The sequence below is a fragment of the Streptococcus sanguinis genome (genome assembly GCF_001078705.1).
Classification (GTDB): domain Bacteria; phylum Bacillota; class Bacilli; order Lactobacillales; family Streptococcaceae; genus Streptococcus; species Streptococcus sanguinis_D.
On sequence record NZ_CDMW01000001.1, the window covers coordinates 675,795 to 690,443 of the forward strand.

Below are 14,649 nucleotides of genomic sequence, written 5' to 3' on the forward strand. Positions count from 1 at the left end.
GTTTTTTTATAGGCTTGTAGAATGTTTGGGTTGGACTTTTTGCTCAGGATAGATATGGTTAATGGCATTGTTGACAGCAGTAGGCGCCTCACCTAGCCCAGTCGCAATCAAGTCAATCTTTCCCTCGTAGCTACAGCAGTCTCCAGCTGCATAGATACCTGGCACGGAAGTTTCTTGCTTGCTATTGACCAAAATCTTGTGACGGTTGAGCTCCAATCCCCAATCTTTGAGATTGCCAACAGAGGATTTAAAGCCATAGTTGACAAAGAGATGATCCAGCGGCAGAAGCTGACTTTCCTCTCCCTTGACTTGGCTGATTTCCAAGTGGGTTATCTTGCCGTTTTCGCCGTTCAATCGACTGGGTACAAATGGTGTCTTAATCTCAACACTAGAAGTCTTGAGTTCTTCCACACTATGCTCCAAAGCCCGGAAGTTGTCCCGACGATGAACCAGACTGGTTTCTGCAATCTTTTCAAAAGCTAGCGCCCAGTCAACAGCCGAGTCACCGCCGCCCAGAACAACAACCTTTTTGCCAGCGTACTGGCTGATGTTTGAAACGTGATAGTGGAGGTTACTGAAAGATTCAGCATCGTCTAACTCCAAAGCTCTCGGTTTGAAGGCACCGCCTCCCATGGCGATGATAATGGTTTTGGTCTGATGCAGCCCTTTAGAAGTCGTAATAGTGAAGCCAGTATCAGATTTGACGATATCCAGCACTGTTTCATTGAGGCAAATCTCTGTCTGGAATGTTTCCAGCTGCTCAATCAGACGCTGTGTCAGTTCTTCGCCACTTAGATTGGTAAAGCCCGGTACATCCAGAATCTTCTTCTCTGGATAGAGGATGGCCGGCTGACCACCCAGCTGAGGCAGGGAATCAATGATTTTAACCTTGGCTTGGCGCAGATGAGCATAAAAAGCTGCGAATAGGCCAACCGGACCGCCGCCGACAATCGTAATATCATACAGTTCAGACATAATCTTCCTCAATCTTTTTAAAATAAACTAGCATTATTGTACCACAAAAAGGGGTTGAAATGTAAGCAAATGTTTTGAAGCCATCTTAAAAGCCCCATCAGGGGCTTAAAATTAGATAGCAAATAAATCATTGAGATTTTCAGCCAACGTTGGGTGGGTGAAGATTTGCTTGCTCAAGTAGGTGTAAGGAATCTTATTATCCATGGCTACAGTCAAGATATTGATAATTTCCTGAGCCCCTGCTGAGAAGATTGTTGCTCCGACGATTTCCTTGGTTTCAGTGTTGACAACGGCCTTAAAGGCACCTCGTAAGTCAGCATTGACATGTCCACGAGGCATTGCTGCGACTGGAATCTCCTTCACTGCAATCGGCAGTCCTTGCTCTTTGGCTTCCTTTTCAGTCAATCCGATTTGAGCCAAAGGCGGTGTGATGAACATGCTGGTAGGAACATTTTTACGGTCTTCCAGTGTGTAGCTGCCATCGCCAGCCAGATAGCTATAAAGGATACGGAAATCATCCAGTGAGATATAAGTAAACTGCAGACCGCCATTGACATCGCCCGCTGCAAATACACCAGGTACAGATGTTTCCAAGTGCTTATCGACCTTGATAGCTCCGCGCTCTGTCAGCTCGATATCTGTATTTTCCAACTGCAGTGGCTCAACATTCGGCTTGCGGCCAGTAGCATAGAGCAGGGCGTCAAAACGGAATTCTCCATCCTCAGTTACAACGACAACTTCAGCACCATCATTTTTAATCTGCTTGGTTTGTACACTTTGCAGGAGCTGGATTCCGTCTTCTTCCATGTATTGCTTAGCTAGAGCGGCGATAGAAGGCTCTACTCGAGGGAGAAAGACAGGAGCAGCATCCAGCACAGTCACCTGACTGCCCATTTTATTGTAAAGTCCAGCGAATTCTAAGCCGATGTTACCGCCACCCAGAACTCCTAATCGTCTAGGAAGTTCTTTCAGATTTTGGATGCCAGTTGAGTCATAGACATACTCGGTTTCAGTCAGTCCAGAAATTGGCAGGACATTGGAAACGGCACCGGTATTGATAACAATAGTTTCAGCCGTCAATTCCTCTTTCTCATCGCCAGCTGTGATTTCGATGACTTTGTTTGAAAGGAAATGAGCTTCCGCATCAATGATGTCGACACCAGCGCCACTGATTGCTGCGTAGTTCTTCCCGTTGAGACGGCTGGTTACAGCATTCTTCTCAGCCATGACTTGGTCGAAAGCCAGGCCTTTTTCAGCAGCGACAAGCAGGGTTTTGGTTGGGATGCAGGCGATATTAATGCAGGTTCCCCCGTACATAGCCTTGCTTCGCTCAATCAAAGCAACTTTTTTTCCTTGGGCCGCCATTTTGGCTGCCAATGTTTTACCGGCCTTACCAAAGCCGATGACAATTAAATCATAGGTTAACATAAACTACCTCCATTTTTCAAAAAGATTGTATCACATCTAGTCAGAAATTGCTTATTTCTGCTACGCTTTTTTTCTTCAGTATTTTTAGTCACACTTTTTATACAAACTGTCCATTTTTTTGAGCAAGATTTTCGCAGTTCCAGTCAGTTTGTGTTATACTGATTTTCATTATTTATTTTAGGAGAGCGAAATGTCTATTATTACACTGACTTTGGCAAGCTTGGTTGCCTTGGAATTTTTCTATATCCTCTACCTGGAGACCATCGCTACGACTTCTGCAGCTACAGCTCGGGTTTTCGGCATTTCGCAAGAGGAGTTGGAGCGGCAGTCGGTCAATACACTTTTCAAAAACCAAGGAGTTTACAACGGGCTGATAGCTGTTTTGATCTTGATTGCGGCCTTTGTGCAGCCTAGTCCGGTTTGGCTGGGAATTTTTATGGTTTATATCATCTTGGTGGCAGCTTACGGTGCAGTAACCAGTGACCCCAAAATCCTGTTCAAGCAGGGAGGGCTGGCTATGCTGACCCTGCTTAGTTTATTTTTCTAAATAGGGTGAGGAAAATTGATTTCCCACTCTTTTTTTATATAATGATTGACTTTTTTGTTAGACAAGTGTAGAATAAAAGTAGAAATAGCATTAATTTAGAAAGTGCGTGGGAACGATGAAAAGATCTATTAAACGTTTGCCAGACGGGGAATTTACTATTTTAAAGGTAATTTGGCAGCTGCCTACCCCGACGACCTCTGCCCGTATCATGGAAAAGCTGGGACCAGACAATCACTGGAAGCCCCAGACTTTGCTGACAGTCTTGGCTCGCTTGACTGAAAAGGGCTTTTTAGAAAGTGTCCGTAAGGGGCGTGAAAGGCAGTATACAGCCTTGATCTCAGAAGATGAGTATCTGGAAGTTGAGGCTTCGGATTTCTTGAAGCGTCACAGCGGCCGTTCTATGGGCGGGTTTGTCAAAACACTCTTTTCTTCTAACTCCTTTTCGGAAAATGAATTGGATGAGCTGCGCAGTCTGCTCAATCAAGCAAAGTAGAATGGGGGGATAAAGATGAAACAATTCATTCTTTCTTTCCTGCTGACCAGTCTTTCGACATCTATTTTGGTTCTTTTGTTAAGCTTGCTCTTTACGGCTTTTAAGACCAAGATTTCGGTCAGAGTGAAGTACTTTATTTGGTTTTTGATATTGCTGAGTTTTCTGTTTCCATTCCGTCCTCAGTTCGGCTCAGGCCTGATTCGGCTGAATACAGGATCGGTAGTTCAGACAGCAGTGACTGCCACCCAGACAGGTGGAACGCAGGGTGCCTCTCCAGCAGTTGAAAAAGCTGCCCAACCAAATCTGTGGGAGGCTTTTCTGGGCCTACCTTGGTTTGAAATTCTCTTTGCCATCTGGCTGATTGGCTTTGTCTTTAGTGTAGGAAGATACGCTTATTCTTATATTCGCTTCAGAAAGATGCTGAAGCGCTGGGGCACGGAGTTTCAGGACGAAGAAGCGATGGCTCAGCTGCGGGCTGTTCAGCAGGAGATGGGAGTTAAGGGCCAGATTCGTCTGCTCCACTATCCTATGTCCCAAAGTCCTATGCTGCTAGGTTTCAGAGATATTTTAATCGTGCTGCCAGAACTTGACTACACAGAAGAAGAGCTGCAGCTGATTTTCAAGCATGAGCTGACCCACTATAAGCATCGCGATGTTTTAATCAATCTTTTGGGGATTTTTGCCAAGAGTCTGCACTGGTTTAATCCGGTTGTCCGCTTTGCCTGCCGTGAAACCCAGGAAGCAGGAGAAATGTACTGTGACTACGATGTTCTGAGCTGTAGAGATACAGAGTATCGGACTTTCTACGGTGAAACGATTTTGACCATGATAGACCGCAGTAAGAAGACCCCAATTGCTCTGACGACCTGCTTTTACTCTGACAAGTTTAATCTCAAGCGTCGGATTGTCGGTATTATGGATAACCGGCTGCCTAAGAGGTTTCTGTCTGCTGCCTTTGTAGTAGCAGTTCCTCTCCTTTTGCTCTTGGCTAGCTCGGTCTTTGCCTTAGAAAGCCCAGCCGCTCAACAAAGCCAACCTGTGGCGGGTCAAAAACAGCCCCAAGGACTCAGTCAGCGTCAGGCTCTAGGAGTGGTCTTGAAAGAACTGTCGCTTTCTGAAAAAGATATTAAAGATTTACAAATTTCGCGTGAGAAAGACACTTATAAGATTCTCTTCTCTCACGGGCAAACGGCCCATGAAACCATTGTCAATGCTAAGGATGGAAAACTGGTCAAATCCAAGCAGCATACCATTGTCGAAAAGACGGTAACAGTCGAAAAAGAAGTCAGTCCATCTTCGTCAGCTGCATCAACTCCAGCTGACAACAGCGCTACTGCAGGCGCAGGGAATACGGGAGCAGCGGGCTCGACCGGAGCTAGTACAGCGACAGTCCAGACACCTGCTCAGAACAGTTCCTCTCATACGACAGACACTGATGATCCAGATGATGATGATGACCATGATAACGATTAAATAAAGGATTCTGCCAGTTTAAGTTTCTTAAAAGCTTAGACTGGTAGAATTTTATTATCTTCTCAAAGGGGGATTTGTCAATCCTCCAAGAGCAGTTAGTCATCAGTTTGTCTTTTATTTTAGGTCGATTTTGCTTACAGTTTGCATTTCGTCTCCTAATGCTAAAAAAACTGAAAGATTATTTATCTTTTTTCTTGACATTTATAAACGACAAGTGTAGAATATAATTATAAACTACATTTGTAGAATGTTTTTGAAAAATACTGCTTGGAAAGGAGAAGAAAGCAAAGCTTATCCAGACGCTTGTAGGTGCAGAGCGGAAGCTCTATTTCTTTTAAAAACAAAAACTACATTTGTAGAATTAAAGGAGAATCCAAATGAAACAAAAGCAAATCCAAACAAACTTCCAACGGATCGAAACTAAGTATATTCTTGACCGAGCAATGCTAGCTCGTCTTGAAGCTGACATGAGACCTCACCTCACCGCAGATGATTATGCGACATCAACCATTTCCAATGTATATTTTGATAATGATGAGTTCCAGATGATTCAAGATTCCATTGCCAGAAAAGGTGGTCGCGAAAAGATGCGGATGCGCACTTATGCTGAGCAGCCAAATGATGATAGTCAAGTTTTCTTGGAAATCAAGAAGAAACGCGATGAAGTAGGTTTCAAATACCGTTTGGTTTCTAATCCTCTCTCTGTGACCAACTATATTGTGAATGGTGTGGCAGACCATACTATTTCTGATGACCGGGTCAAGGCAGAAGTAGAACAGTTGCAGGAGCGCTATCTGGACTTGAAGCCAAAAATGGTGATTAGCTATGACCGCTACTCTATGAGAGGCTTGGAAGATAAAAAGGTACGTGTGACCGTTGATTCCAACATCCGCTATCGAGATTACGATGTAGATTTGGCTTCAGGTCGCTATGGACTGCCCTTGCTGGAAGACGACAAGGTGATTATGGAAATCAAGGTTCCTGGTCAATATCCTCAGTGGCTGGCTGATATTCTCAACAAATACGGCCTTGAAGACCAGTCCTTCTCAAAATACGGCAAAGCCTACCTGCAAACTAAAGAAAGGCTGACTCAAACAGTCAAGGCCTAAGGGGGTAGTCTATGCTTGATCAGTTATTTAACAGTATTTACTCCTCCACGGAAGTCAAGATTAATCCTTTGGCACTGATTTTTTCACTAGCAACTAGTGTGGTTTTAGGAATTATCTTGGCCAAGGTCTATAAGCGCCAAACGATTTATACCAAGGAATTTGTCGTCACCCTCTCCCTTTTGCCAGCTATTATTTCCATTATCATCTTCTTGGTTAATGGAAATCTGGGGACCAGTGTCGCCGTAGCAGGTACTTTTAGCTTGATTCGTTTCCGGTCGGCCGCAGGTGGCTCCAAGGAGCTCCTAGCTATCTTTATGGCGACGGCTATCGGGATTACAACAGGGATGGGATTTGTAGCATTGGGAATTGTCTTTACTCTAGCTATTTCAGGCATCTGGATGCTCTTTGAAAAGATGAGCTTTACTTCAGTCAGTCAGACCAGACGTTATGTTCAGGTTCAAGTTCCAGCTGACTTTGACTACGAAGTACTCTTTGATGCTATCTTTGAAACGGCTTGTAAATCAGCTGAACTGACCTCTCTCAAGTCGGCTGAAAAGAAGTCTATCAAGCTAGACTATGTCGTTGACTTGAATCCTGACATGAGCGACAGAGAGCTGATTCAGCAGTTCCTGTTCTACGATAAGGTTCAGGACATTTCCCTTTCCAAAGCCGCTAAGAAGCGTAAAACTCTCTAAGCAAAGGAAGACCAGCTGCAGCTTAGCAGTTGGTTTTCTTATTTGTATAATAAAAAGGGGATACATCATACTTACAGAAAATACTTGACACTCTTTTCTATATGTGGTATGATTATATAGATTTTGGACTTGAAGGGAGTGAAAAAAATGTCAAAAACAGTAGTACGCAAGAATGAATCACTTGATGATGCACTTCGTCGTTTCAAACGTGCAGTTACTAAAGCTGGTACTCTTCAAGAAACACGCAAACGTGAATTCTATGAAAAACCTTCTGTAAAACGCAAACGCAAATCAGAAGCAGCTCGTAAACGTAAAAAATTCTAATTGAACAAAAAAGCAGGCTCCGGTCTGTTTTTTGTTTTCACCCTTTGGAGGAGGTCGCACTTACTTCCAGTGCGAGTAGTATGGCAAGAAAAAAACACTGATTTTCATCAGTGAATTCTTTTTATTTTTTCTCAGCCAACAAAGCTTTGATTTCTTGCAGGACTTCCAATTCAGTTGGTCCAGCAGCTTCTTCAGCAGCTTCTTCCTTCTTCTTAGCAAGGCTTTGTGCTTTTTCAGCAGACTTAACGATGAAGAAGAGAACAGTACCGATTACCAAGAAGTTAATCACAGCGCTCATGAAGTTACCATAAGCAATCCCGTTCCATTTCAATTGAGAAATTTGCTCCAAGTTTGCAGCTTTCAAAAGTGGGTTGAGGAAGAGAGGTGTGATAACATCTTCAATCAATGAAGTGACGATTGCTCCAAAGGCGTTGGCGATGATCACACCGACTGCCAAATCAATCACGTTCCCGCGCAGCAAGAATTCCTTAAGATCTTTTAACATTCTTTCTTTCCTTTCAAGAATTTATTAATGAGATTATATTATAGCTTATTTATATGACATCTAGAAGATATTTGTTTGTCAAATATTTTACATTTGCTTCATTTTGTTATAAAATATAGAATGATATTCTATGATAAATTGGAGGTATTGTCTCTTGATTGATAAAGAAATCATTTCTGAAATTAAAAACAGCGTCAATATCGTCGATGTCATAGGAGAAACGGTGGCCTTGACCAAGGCCGGGCGGAATTATCTAGGGCTTTGTCCCTTTCACGGTGAAAAGACGCCCTCTTTTAACGTTGTAGAGGACAAGCAGTTTTATCACTGTTTTGGCTGCGGTAAGTCGGGCGATGTCTTCAAATTCATTGAGGATTATCGAGGCGTTTCCTTTATGGATGCTGTGCAGATTGTAGCAGAACGGGCAGGGATTCCCTTGGCTGTAGAGACGGCGGGAAATGACCGACCGAGACAAAGCCATCCGCATCAGGCTCTCTACGATATCCATACCGAGGCAGCAAAATTTTATCATGCGGTCCTGATGACGACCAAGATGGGAGAGGAAGCGCGGGCTTATCTCTACCAGCGGGGGCTGACAGATGATGTTCTTAAGCATTTTCAAATCGGGCTGGCTCCTAATGAGGGGAATTATCTTCATAAGAGTATGGCTGGCAAGTTTGATGAGAATACCATCATGAACTCGGGTCTATTTAATCTGGCGGAGAATAATCTGGTCTATGATGCCTTTCAGAACCGGATTATGTTTCCCCTGACCAATGACAGCGGTCAGGTTGTGGCTTTTTCCGGGCGGATTTGGCAGGCGGCGGCTTCAGACGGCCATCAGGCCAAGTACAAAAACAGTCGTAGCACCGCTATTTTCAATAAAAGCTACGAGCTCTATCATCTGGATAAGGCCAAGCCGGTTATCAAGAAGAGCCATGAGGTTTATCTGATGGAAGGCTTCATGGATGTGATTGCGGCTTATCGGGCTGGGATTGAAAATGCGGTTGCCTCTATGGGAACAGCTCTGACACCTGAGCATGTCCAGCATCTGAGTAAGTATTGCAAGAAGATTATCCTGTCTTACGATGGAGATAGGGCAGGGCAGGCAGCGACTGCAAAGGCTTTGGATGAGCTGAGAGATATGACGGTGGAAATTGTTCGGATTCCGGATAATTTGGATCCCGATGAATTTCTGGCTAAAAATTCTGAGGAAGATTTGCAGCATTTGCTGAGTAAAACGCGAATAAGTAATGTGGAGTTTCTGCTGCATCATCTGAAACCAGATAATATTGAAAATCTGCAGGCTCAGATTGAGTTTGTAGAGAAGATGGCACCGATTATTGCGAAGACCAAGTCCATCACAGCTCAGAACTCCTATATTTACATGCTGGCTGAGTTGCTGCCGGACTTTGACTATCAGCAGGTGGAGCAGACGGTAAATAACAGTCGCCTGGCTGAGCGATCTAGCCGCAGTCAGGAGGCACCCACTCAGCAGCTTCAGCCAGCCGTCATGCAGTTTTCGCCTTCGAACCGGCTGAGTCGTCTCATGAGGGCGGAAAATCATATCTTCCACCGCATGATGCATCATCCTTTGATTTTGAACCAATACCGGCTGAGAGAAGACTTTTTCTTTGACTCGGAGGAATTGCAGACCTTATATGAGATTTTGCTGGCGAATGGCGAGGTGACACCGCAGGATTTGTCCCAGCTGCCGGACAATGTCCAGCAGGCTTGGTACCGCGTTTTAGAAGAAGACTTGCCTGATGAGGTTTTGGAAGATGAGTTGAAAGAAGTGGAAGAAACAAGAGAGCGGGAGATTTTGCGCAAGCATAATCAGTTTATTAGTAAGAAGATTCGAGAAGCCTCTCACAGCGGAGATACGGATACAGCCCTGTCCGAGTTGGAGCGCTTGATTGAGCAAAAAAGAAGAATGGAGTAGGAATGGCTACAAAACAAAAAGAAGTAACAACATTAGACGTTCAAATTGCAGAATTTATCCGCAACCACAAGCAGACAGGGGTTGCGACAGATGATGAAATCAATGACCAACTGGTCATTCCTTTCACTTTGGACGCTGATGGGATTGAGGATTTGCTACAGCGCATCCAGGATGCTGGCATCTCAATTACAGATAAGGAAGGAAATCCCAGCGCGCGCGTCTTGAATACTGAAGAGGAAGAAGCGGAGCTGACAGATGAAGAGCTCTTGGGCAGCAATTCGGCCAAGGTCAATGACCCAGTTCGCATGTATCTGAAAGAAATTGGGGTTGTGCCCCTTCTCAGCAATGAAGAAGAGCAGGAGCTGGCTATCTTGGTAGAACAGGGAGACTTGGAAGCTAAGCAGCGTCTGGCTGAGGCCAATCTTCGTCTGGTTGTTTCCATTGCTAAGCGCTATGTCGGCCGTGGTATGCAGTTCCTTGACTTGATTCAAGAAGGAAACATGGGGCTGATGAAGGCTGTTGATAAGTTTGACTACACCAAAGGATTTAAGTTTTCAACTTATGCAACTTGGTGGATTCGTCAAGCCATTACCCGTGCGATTGCTGACCAAGCTCGGACTATTCGGATTCCGGTCCACATGGTGGAAACCATTAACAAGCTGGTCCGTGAGCAACGCAATCTCTTGCAGGAATTGGGTCAAGACCCAACACCAGAGCAAATCGCTGAGCGTATGGATATGACGCCGGACAAGGTTCGTGAGATTCTCAAGATTGCTCAAGAGCCGGTTTCTCTGGAAACACCTATCGGTGAGGAAGATGACAGCCATCTGGGTGACTTTATCGAAGACGAAGTGATTGAAAATCCAGTTGACTATACAACTCGTGTCGTCCTTCGTGAGCAGCTGGATGAGGTCTTGGATACGCTGACAGACCGCGAGGAAAACGTCTTGCGTCTGCGCTTTGGTTTGGACGATGGAAAAATGCGGACGCTAGAAGATGTCGGTAAGGTCTTCAATGTCACTCGCGAGCGGATTCGCCAGATTGAAGCCAAAGCCCTGCGTAAACTCCGCCATCCAAGCCGCAGCAAACCACTCAGAGACTTTATTGAAGATTAAGAAGTGAAGAGCAAGAAGGGGCAGAAATTTTTCATTAGGAAGCGTCAAGTCGGCAATCTTAGCTGAAAAACAAAGGCCCCCTCAAGCTAACTTGAAGTTTTGCCATATCTATAAGGAGGATATTGCATGTCAGAACAAAAATACAGCCCTGAAGAAGTTGAAAAGATTAAAACTCGGATTTTGGAGGCTCTAGAGCAGGTCATCGACCCAGAGTTGGGAATTGATATTGTCAATCTAGGTCTAATCTATGAAATCCGTTTTGACGAGACCAATGGAGAAACGGAAATCGATATGACCCTGACAACTATGGGATGCCCTCTGGCGGATCTTCTGACTGACCAGATTTATGATGCCATGTCAGATGTTCCAGAGGTTACCAAGACGGATGTTAAGTTGGTTTGGTACCCAGCTTGGACGGTGGAAAAGATGAGCCGTTATGCTCGAATCGCTTTGGGGATTCGCTAAGAACTGATAGTAAGTGTTGGCCTGCTGCGTGCAGGCTTTTGCTTTTTTTGGTGGATTCTGTTATAATGTTCCTATTGTCTCGGGGTCGTTACGGATTCGACAGGCATTATGAGGCACATTTTGCAACCCATCTAGCGGATGTAAAACGCCAGTTAAATATAACTGCAAAAAATAACAATTCTTACGCTGTAGCTGCCTAAAAACCAGCTAGCGTGACCCGATTCGGATTGCTTGTGTCTGATGACAGGTCTTATTATAAGCAAGCTACGGCAAAATCTGGTCTAGGGATTTTGCAAGAGATTGATAGACTCGCTTGACTTGGGCTTGAGCTATGTGTCAAAGTGAAGTTAAACCAATACATAGCCTATGGTTGTAGACAAATGTGCTAGCAGGTGTTTGGACGTGGGTTCGACTCCCACCGGCTCCATTATTTTAAAATCTTTCTAAAACGTTGAGAAATCAGCGTTTTTTGCTTATGCAATGTTCAGGAAATCTTGATTTCTGTCTGAAAAAGTAATACAATGATGTTAGTGATGGCAAAGGAAATGTTTGTATTTCTATTGGGTTGATTTCATAAGTATTAAGGGAAGTTTGATATGAGTTTTTTTAAGAATCTGTTTGGTAAGAAGCGAGAGGAAGAGAAAGTAAAAAAGGTAGAAGAAGCAGTGCTTGATGTGCCTTCTGAAGATCCTTTTCCGAGTGAGTGGGGATCTTTCTCGACCTATATAGATGACAAGTTGGCTAGTATCCGTCTGAATCTAGCTCTTGCTGATGAGGCACCCTATCCTCTCTATGCCTATGCTATGAGGCTCAAGATATCGCTCCTCCAGTACGATGGGGAGACGGGTTTTCCATCTAGCAGTGAGTTTGGAGAGCTGAATGTGATTGAGGACCGGCTTACTGAGGCTTTGGGGCAGGTCGGCGGCATTCATGTCGGTGTGATTACGACAGATGGAAATATTGAGTTTTACTACTATTTGCAAGACAAGAAAAGCCATCTGGAGCCAATTGCAAACGTGATGCGCGACTTTCCAGACCGCCGCTACGACTCGGCGACCTTGGAAGATGAGGAGTGGGATCAGTACTTTGACTTTCTCTATCCCAATGAATACGAGTATCAGACCATTCTCAACCAGCGGGTCTGGTACCAGCTGGAGCAGGACGGCGATGACCATAGTCAGGAGCGCGAGATTGACCATTGGGCCTATTTTGCGTCTGAGGAAGACCGAGATGGTTTCCTAAAGGAAGTTGAAGAGTTGGGCTATAGCCTCGTATCTGCTGAAAAAATAGAAGATGCGGACAAACCATATCAGCTGCACGTGATTCGTATGGATACGACAGAAATCTTCGATTTGAACCAGAATGTTTGGACTTTGGTCGAATTTGTGAAAAAATTTAACGGAAACTATGGCGGTTGGGGCTGTAATGTGGTATAATGATTAAAGTTTTGAGAAAGCTAGGCTTTCTCTTTTGTGGAAGATTACTCAAGAGGCTTAAGAGGCTGTGTTGGAAACGCAGTAGGCGTGTAAAAGCGTGCGTGGGTTCGAATCCCATGTCTTCCGTCATAAGATGCAAGAAACGCTGTTTAGCGTTTTTTCTATTGTAAAAGGTTATGGGAGAATGGTGATTCTTTTTGAATATGAATATTTTTGGAAATACTTGAAAACAATTTCAACAAAAAAATAAGTAAATTATTGTTCATTTTATCTAATAGTGTGGTAAAATGGGATTAATGGATTTTTAAAAAGGATATAAATTAAAGGGAGAATTATGTTTTTTAAACGTCAAAAAGGTAAGTACCACGAAGTAGAGCGTGTGACTCGTTTTAAGCTGATTAAATCGGGTAAGCATTGGCTACGTGCTGCGACATCACAGTTCGGCCTTTTTAGATCAATGAGAGGGGGAGGCCTTTCAACGATCGAGCTTAAGGTAACCGAGCAACCAGTTACCGATAAGAAGAGCGGCATAGACTTTTTGAGGGGCATTGTCGCCACGGGGGCCGTCCTGGGCGGTGCTCTTGTGACCAACACAACCGTCCATGCGGAAGAAGAACAGGCTCTGGAAAAAGTCATTGACACGACAGACGTTTTAGCGACACGTGGTGAAACAGTTTTAGGAGAAGAAAGCAGTGCTGCTGAAGCAGCAACAGCGACGGCGACGTCTCATACTGAGTCAGAGTCTGTATCTGATACATCCTCAGCCAGTGCCAGTGCTTCTGTCAGTGCATCTATCTCTGCCAGCATCTCAGCTTCAGAGTCAATCTCGCAGTCTAGCTCAGCCTCTATCAGTGCCAGCACATCTCAATCAGTCTCAGAATCCTTAAGTGTTTCTGAGTCTCTTTCAGTGTCTTCAAGTACATCCGCTTCAGTCGGAGCTAGTACTAGTCAGCCAACCAGTTCTTCTCAGTCAGTTTCTGCCAGTCAGACCTCTGCATCGTCTGCATCAGAAACCGGCAACTCTACAAGCAGCCAGCAGTCTACAGAATCTTCTAGTCAGACTGGGCGTAGAAGAACGCGTCGTGACGTAGCAAATGCTGTTGATACAGAGAGACCTGTCGTTGATTTTCCAGGGGAAATAAATGTCTACCGTGGGGAAAGTTTTGAATTTATTGCGACAGCGACTGATAATTCCAATGCTTTCGATATCGATAAGACATATGTTCGTTGGTATAATGGTATTGATTCTGGTAGGGGAACTGAATGGATTCAAAAAACTGTCACTCAAGAAGGTAATCAGCTAAAGATTCAAGTTCATGGAAATGTTCCAGTAAATACAGTTATTGGTGACTATACTCGTTATGTTATGGTTACTGATGCAGCAGGGAACCAAAACGTTTCTAATGAGGAATTTTCAGCTGCTGTTGCAAACAAGGACAGAATTCTTAATGGTCAGTTTAGGATTGTCATTCGATACAGACCAAATCTTCCGGAGAATACTGTACTAGTCAACAATCCAAATCAATTATCTGAAACTGAGAAAAATCTGGTCAGAGAAGCGATTAAGCGAAGTAATCCAAATTTAAGAGCACAAGACGTTGCAGGTAATAATTTAAACGGTGCTATTTCGGTTTCTAATAATGGTAATACTATTATAACATTCAGAGATAACAGGAAGGCTACTGTTGAGGGCAGTAAGTTGGTAGATACAAGAGAAGGAAGTACTTCCAAATCTGCAAGCACGTCAGCCTCGACGAGTGCGTCAACATCTGCTAGTACATCTGCCTCCACGAGCGCGTCAGTAAGTGCAAGCACTTCGGCGTCCACGGTTGCGTCAAGATCGGCAAGTACGTCCGCGTCCACGAGCGCATCAGTAAGCGCAAGTACGTCCGCCTCCACTAGCGCGTCAGTAAGTGCAAGTACGTCCGCTTCAACGAGTGCGTCAGTAAGCGCAAGTACGTCTGCTTCAACGAGCGCGTCTGTATCTGCAAGCACATCAGCATCAACAAGCGCATCCGTATCAGCAAGTACGTCTGCCTCTACAAGCGCATCCGTATCAGCAAGTACATCCGCATCGACAAGTGCATCCGTAAGCGCAAGTACGTCCGCTTCAACGAGTGCGTCGGTAAGTGCAAGTACCTCAGC

Annotated in this window: 15 protein-coding genes, 1 tRNA gene, 1 other RNA gene and 2 pseudogenes; 15 read left to right on the forward strand and 4 right to left on the reverse strand. The window is 44.4% G+C overall.

The annotated features are described in order from the left end of the window. Positions 1-6: 6 nt before the first annotated feature. A complete protein-coding gene (locus tag SSV_RS03605) occupies positions 7-975 on the reverse strand; it encodes an NAD(P)/FAD-dependent oxidoreductase (RefSeq protein WP_072073720.1) in 969 nt (322 codons plus the stop codon). A gap of 111 nt (positions 976-1,086) precedes the next feature. Continuing rightward, positions 1,087-2,403: an FAD-containing oxidoreductase gene (locus SSV_RS03610; protein WP_072073721.1), complete on the reverse strand. Its 1,317-nt coding sequence runs from the start codon at positions 2,401-2,403 to the stop codon at positions 1,087-1,089. A gap of 190 nt (positions 2,404-2,593) precedes the next feature. On the opposite strand from SSV_RS03610, the gene SSV_RS03615 reads away from it, so the two are divergent. From SSV_RS03615 to rpsU, 6 genes are all read left to right on the forward strand, one after another. Next, positions 2,594-2,950 carry a DUF1304 domain-containing protein gene (locus SSV_RS03615; RefSeq protein ID WP_072073722.1) on the forward strand — a complete coding sequence of 119 codons (357 nt, stop codon included), beginning with the start codon at positions 2,594-2,596 and terminating at the stop codon, positions 2,948-2,950. A 115-nt stretch (positions 2,951-3,065) separates the two neighbouring features. Then, the gene (locus SSV_RS03620; protein WP_072073723.1) at positions 3,066-3,443 is read left to right on the forward strand and encodes a BlaI/MecI/CopY family transcriptional regulator; all 378 of its coding nucleotides are present in this window, start codon (positions 3,066-3,068) and stop codon (positions 3,441-3,443) included. 15 nt (positions 3,444-3,458) lie between these two features. Continuing rightward, positions 3,459-4,916 (forward strand): M56 family metallopeptidase, encoded by a 1,458-nt coding sequence (locus SSV_RS03625; RefSeq protein ID WP_072073724.1) that lies wholly within the window; start codon positions 3,459-3,461, stop codon positions 4,914-4,916. Positions 4,917-5,293: 377 nt separating this feature from the next. Beyond that, positions 5,294-6,025: a polyphosphate polymerase domain-containing protein gene (locus SSV_RS03630; RefSeq protein WP_072073725.1), complete on the forward strand. Its 732-nt coding sequence runs from the start codon at positions 5,294-5,296 to the stop codon at positions 6,023-6,025. Positions 6,026-6,036: 11 nt separating this feature from the next. Continuing rightward, positions 6,037-6,720 (forward strand): DUF4956 domain-containing protein, encoded by a 684-nt coding sequence (locus tag SSV_RS03635; protein WP_072073726.1) that lies wholly within the window; start codon positions 6,037-6,039, stop codon positions 6,718-6,720. Positions 6,721-6,867: 147 nt separating this feature from the next. Beyond that, a complete protein-coding gene (gene rpsU / locus SSV_RS03640; protein ID WP_000048054.1) occupies positions 6,868-7,044 on the forward strand; it encodes a 30S ribosomal protein S21 in 177 nt (58 codons plus the stop codon). 121 nt (positions 7,045-7,165) lie between these two features. Here the strand turns inward: rpsU and mscL are convergent, their stop codons facing one another. Next, the gene (mscL, locus tag SSV_RS03645; RefSeq protein WP_072073727.1) at positions 7,166-7,549 is read right to left on the reverse strand and encodes a large conductance mechanosensitive channel protein MscL; all 384 of its coding nucleotides are present in this window, start codon (positions 7,547-7,549) and stop codon (positions 7,166-7,168) included. A gap of 154 nt (positions 7,550-7,703) precedes the next feature. Between mscL and dnaG the strand changes: the two genes are divergently transcribed. The 7 genes and pseudogenes from dnaG to SSV_RS12305 all read left to right on the forward strand — a co-directional run. Then, positions 7,704-9,488 carry a DNA primase gene (dnaG, locus tag SSV_RS03650; protein WP_304362488.1) on the forward strand — a complete coding sequence of 595 codons (1,785 nt, stop codon included), beginning with the start codon at positions 7,704-7,706 and terminating at the stop codon, positions 9,486-9,488. A 2-nt stretch (positions 9,489-9,490) separates the two neighbouring features. Beyond that, the gene (rpoD, locus tag SSV_RS03655; RefSeq protein WP_002895944.1) at positions 9,491-10,603 is read left to right on the forward strand and encodes an RNA polymerase sigma factor RpoD; all 1,113 of its coding nucleotides are present in this window, start codon (positions 9,491-9,493) and stop codon (positions 10,601-10,603) included. Between the two features lie 126 nt (positions 10,604-10,729). Beyond that, a complete protein-coding gene (locus SSV_RS03660; protein WP_011836737.1) occupies positions 10,730-11,068 on the forward strand; it encodes a metal-sulfur cluster assembly factor in 339 nt (112 codons plus the stop codon). A gap of 81 nt (positions 11,069-11,149) precedes the next feature. Then, positions 11,150-11,498, forward strand: a transfer-messenger RNA (tmRNA) gene (ssrA, locus tag SSV_RS03665). 166 nt (positions 11,499-11,664) lie between these two features. Then, positions 11,665-12,504 (forward strand): DUF695 domain-containing protein, encoded by an 840-nt coding sequence (locus SSV_RS03670; RefSeq protein WP_072073729.1) that lies wholly within the window; start codon positions 11,665-11,667, stop codon positions 12,502-12,504. A gap of 38 nt (positions 12,505-12,542) precedes the next feature. Continuing rightward, positions 12,543-12,630, forward strand: a tRNA-Ser gene (locus SSV_RS03675). Between the two features lie 208 nt (positions 12,631-12,838). Then, positions 12,839-13,078: pseudogene (locus tag SSV_RS12305) on the forward strand (accessory Sec-dependent serine-rich glycoprotein adhesin); the annotation flags it as partial. 152 nt (positions 13,079-13,230) lie between these two features. On the opposite strand, the gene SSV_RS12310 reads toward SSV_RS12305, so the two are convergent. After that, positions 13,231-13,365, reverse strand: a complete 135-nt coding sequence (locus SSV_RS12310; RefSeq protein WP_304362489.1) for a hypothetical protein — start codon at positions 13,363-13,365, stop codon at positions 13,231-13,233. Between the two features lie 26 nt (positions 13,366-13,391). Between SSV_RS12310 and SSV_RS12315 the strand changes: the two genes are divergently transcribed. Both SSV_RS12315 and SSV_RS12320 read left to right on the forward strand, forming a co-directional pair. Then, the gene (locus tag SSV_RS12315) at positions 13,392-13,595 is read left to right on the forward strand and encodes a hypothetical protein (RefSeq protein WP_304362490.1); all 204 of its coding nucleotides are present in this window, start codon (positions 13,392-13,394) and stop codon (positions 13,593-13,595) included. Between the two features lie 80 nt (positions 13,596-13,675). Next, positions 13,676-14,649: pseudogene (locus SSV_RS12320) on the forward strand (accessory Sec-dependent LPXTG-anchored adhesin); the annotation flags it as partial.

Bases quoted from the DNA above. Each gene is read 5' to 3' on its own strand.
- SSV_RS03605 (WP_072073720.1), bottom strand. From the start codon at position 975: ATGTCTGAACTGTATGATATTACGATTGTCGGCGGCGGTCCGGTTGGC.
- SSV_RS03610 (WP_072073721.1), bottom strand. From the start codon at position 2,403: ATGTTAACCTATGATTTAATTGTCATCGGCTTTGGTAAGGCCGGTAAA.
- SSV_RS03615 (WP_072073722.1), top strand. From the start codon at position 2,594: ATGTCTATTATTACACTGACTTTGGCAAGCTTGGTTGCCTTGGAATTT.
- SSV_RS03620 (WP_072073723.1), top strand. From the start codon at position 3,066: ATGAAAAGATCTATTAAACGTTTGCCAGACGGGGAATTTACTATTTTA.
- SSV_RS03625 (WP_072073724.1), top strand. From the start codon at position 3,459: ATGAAACAATTCATTCTTTCTTTCCTGCTGACCAGTCTTTCGACATCT.
- SSV_RS03630 (WP_072073725.1), top strand. From the start codon at position 5,294: ATGAAACAAAAGCAAATCCAAACAAACTTCCAACGGATCGAAACTAAG.
- SSV_RS03635 (WP_072073726.1), top strand. From the start codon at position 6,037: ATGCTTGATCAGTTATTTAACAGTATTTACTCCTCCACGGAAGTCAAG.
- rpsU (WP_000048054.1), top strand. From the start codon at position 6,868: ATGTCAAAAACAGTAGTACGCAAGAATGAATCACTTGATGATGCACTT.
- mscL (WP_072073727.1), bottom strand. From the start codon at position 7,549: ATGTTAAAAGATCTTAAGGAATTCTTGCTGCGCGGGAACGTGATTGAT.
- rpoD (WP_002895944.1), top strand. From the start codon at position 9,491: ATGGCTACAAAACAAAAAGAAGTAACAACATTAGACGTTCAAATTGCA.
- SSV_RS03660 (WP_011836737.1), top strand. From the start codon at position 10,730: ATGTCAGAACAAAAATACAGCCCTGAAGAAGTTGAAAAGATTAAAACT.
- SSV_RS03670 (WP_072073729.1), top strand. From the start codon at position 11,665: ATGAGTTTTTTTAAGAATCTGTTTGGTAAGAAGCGAGAGGAAGAGAAA.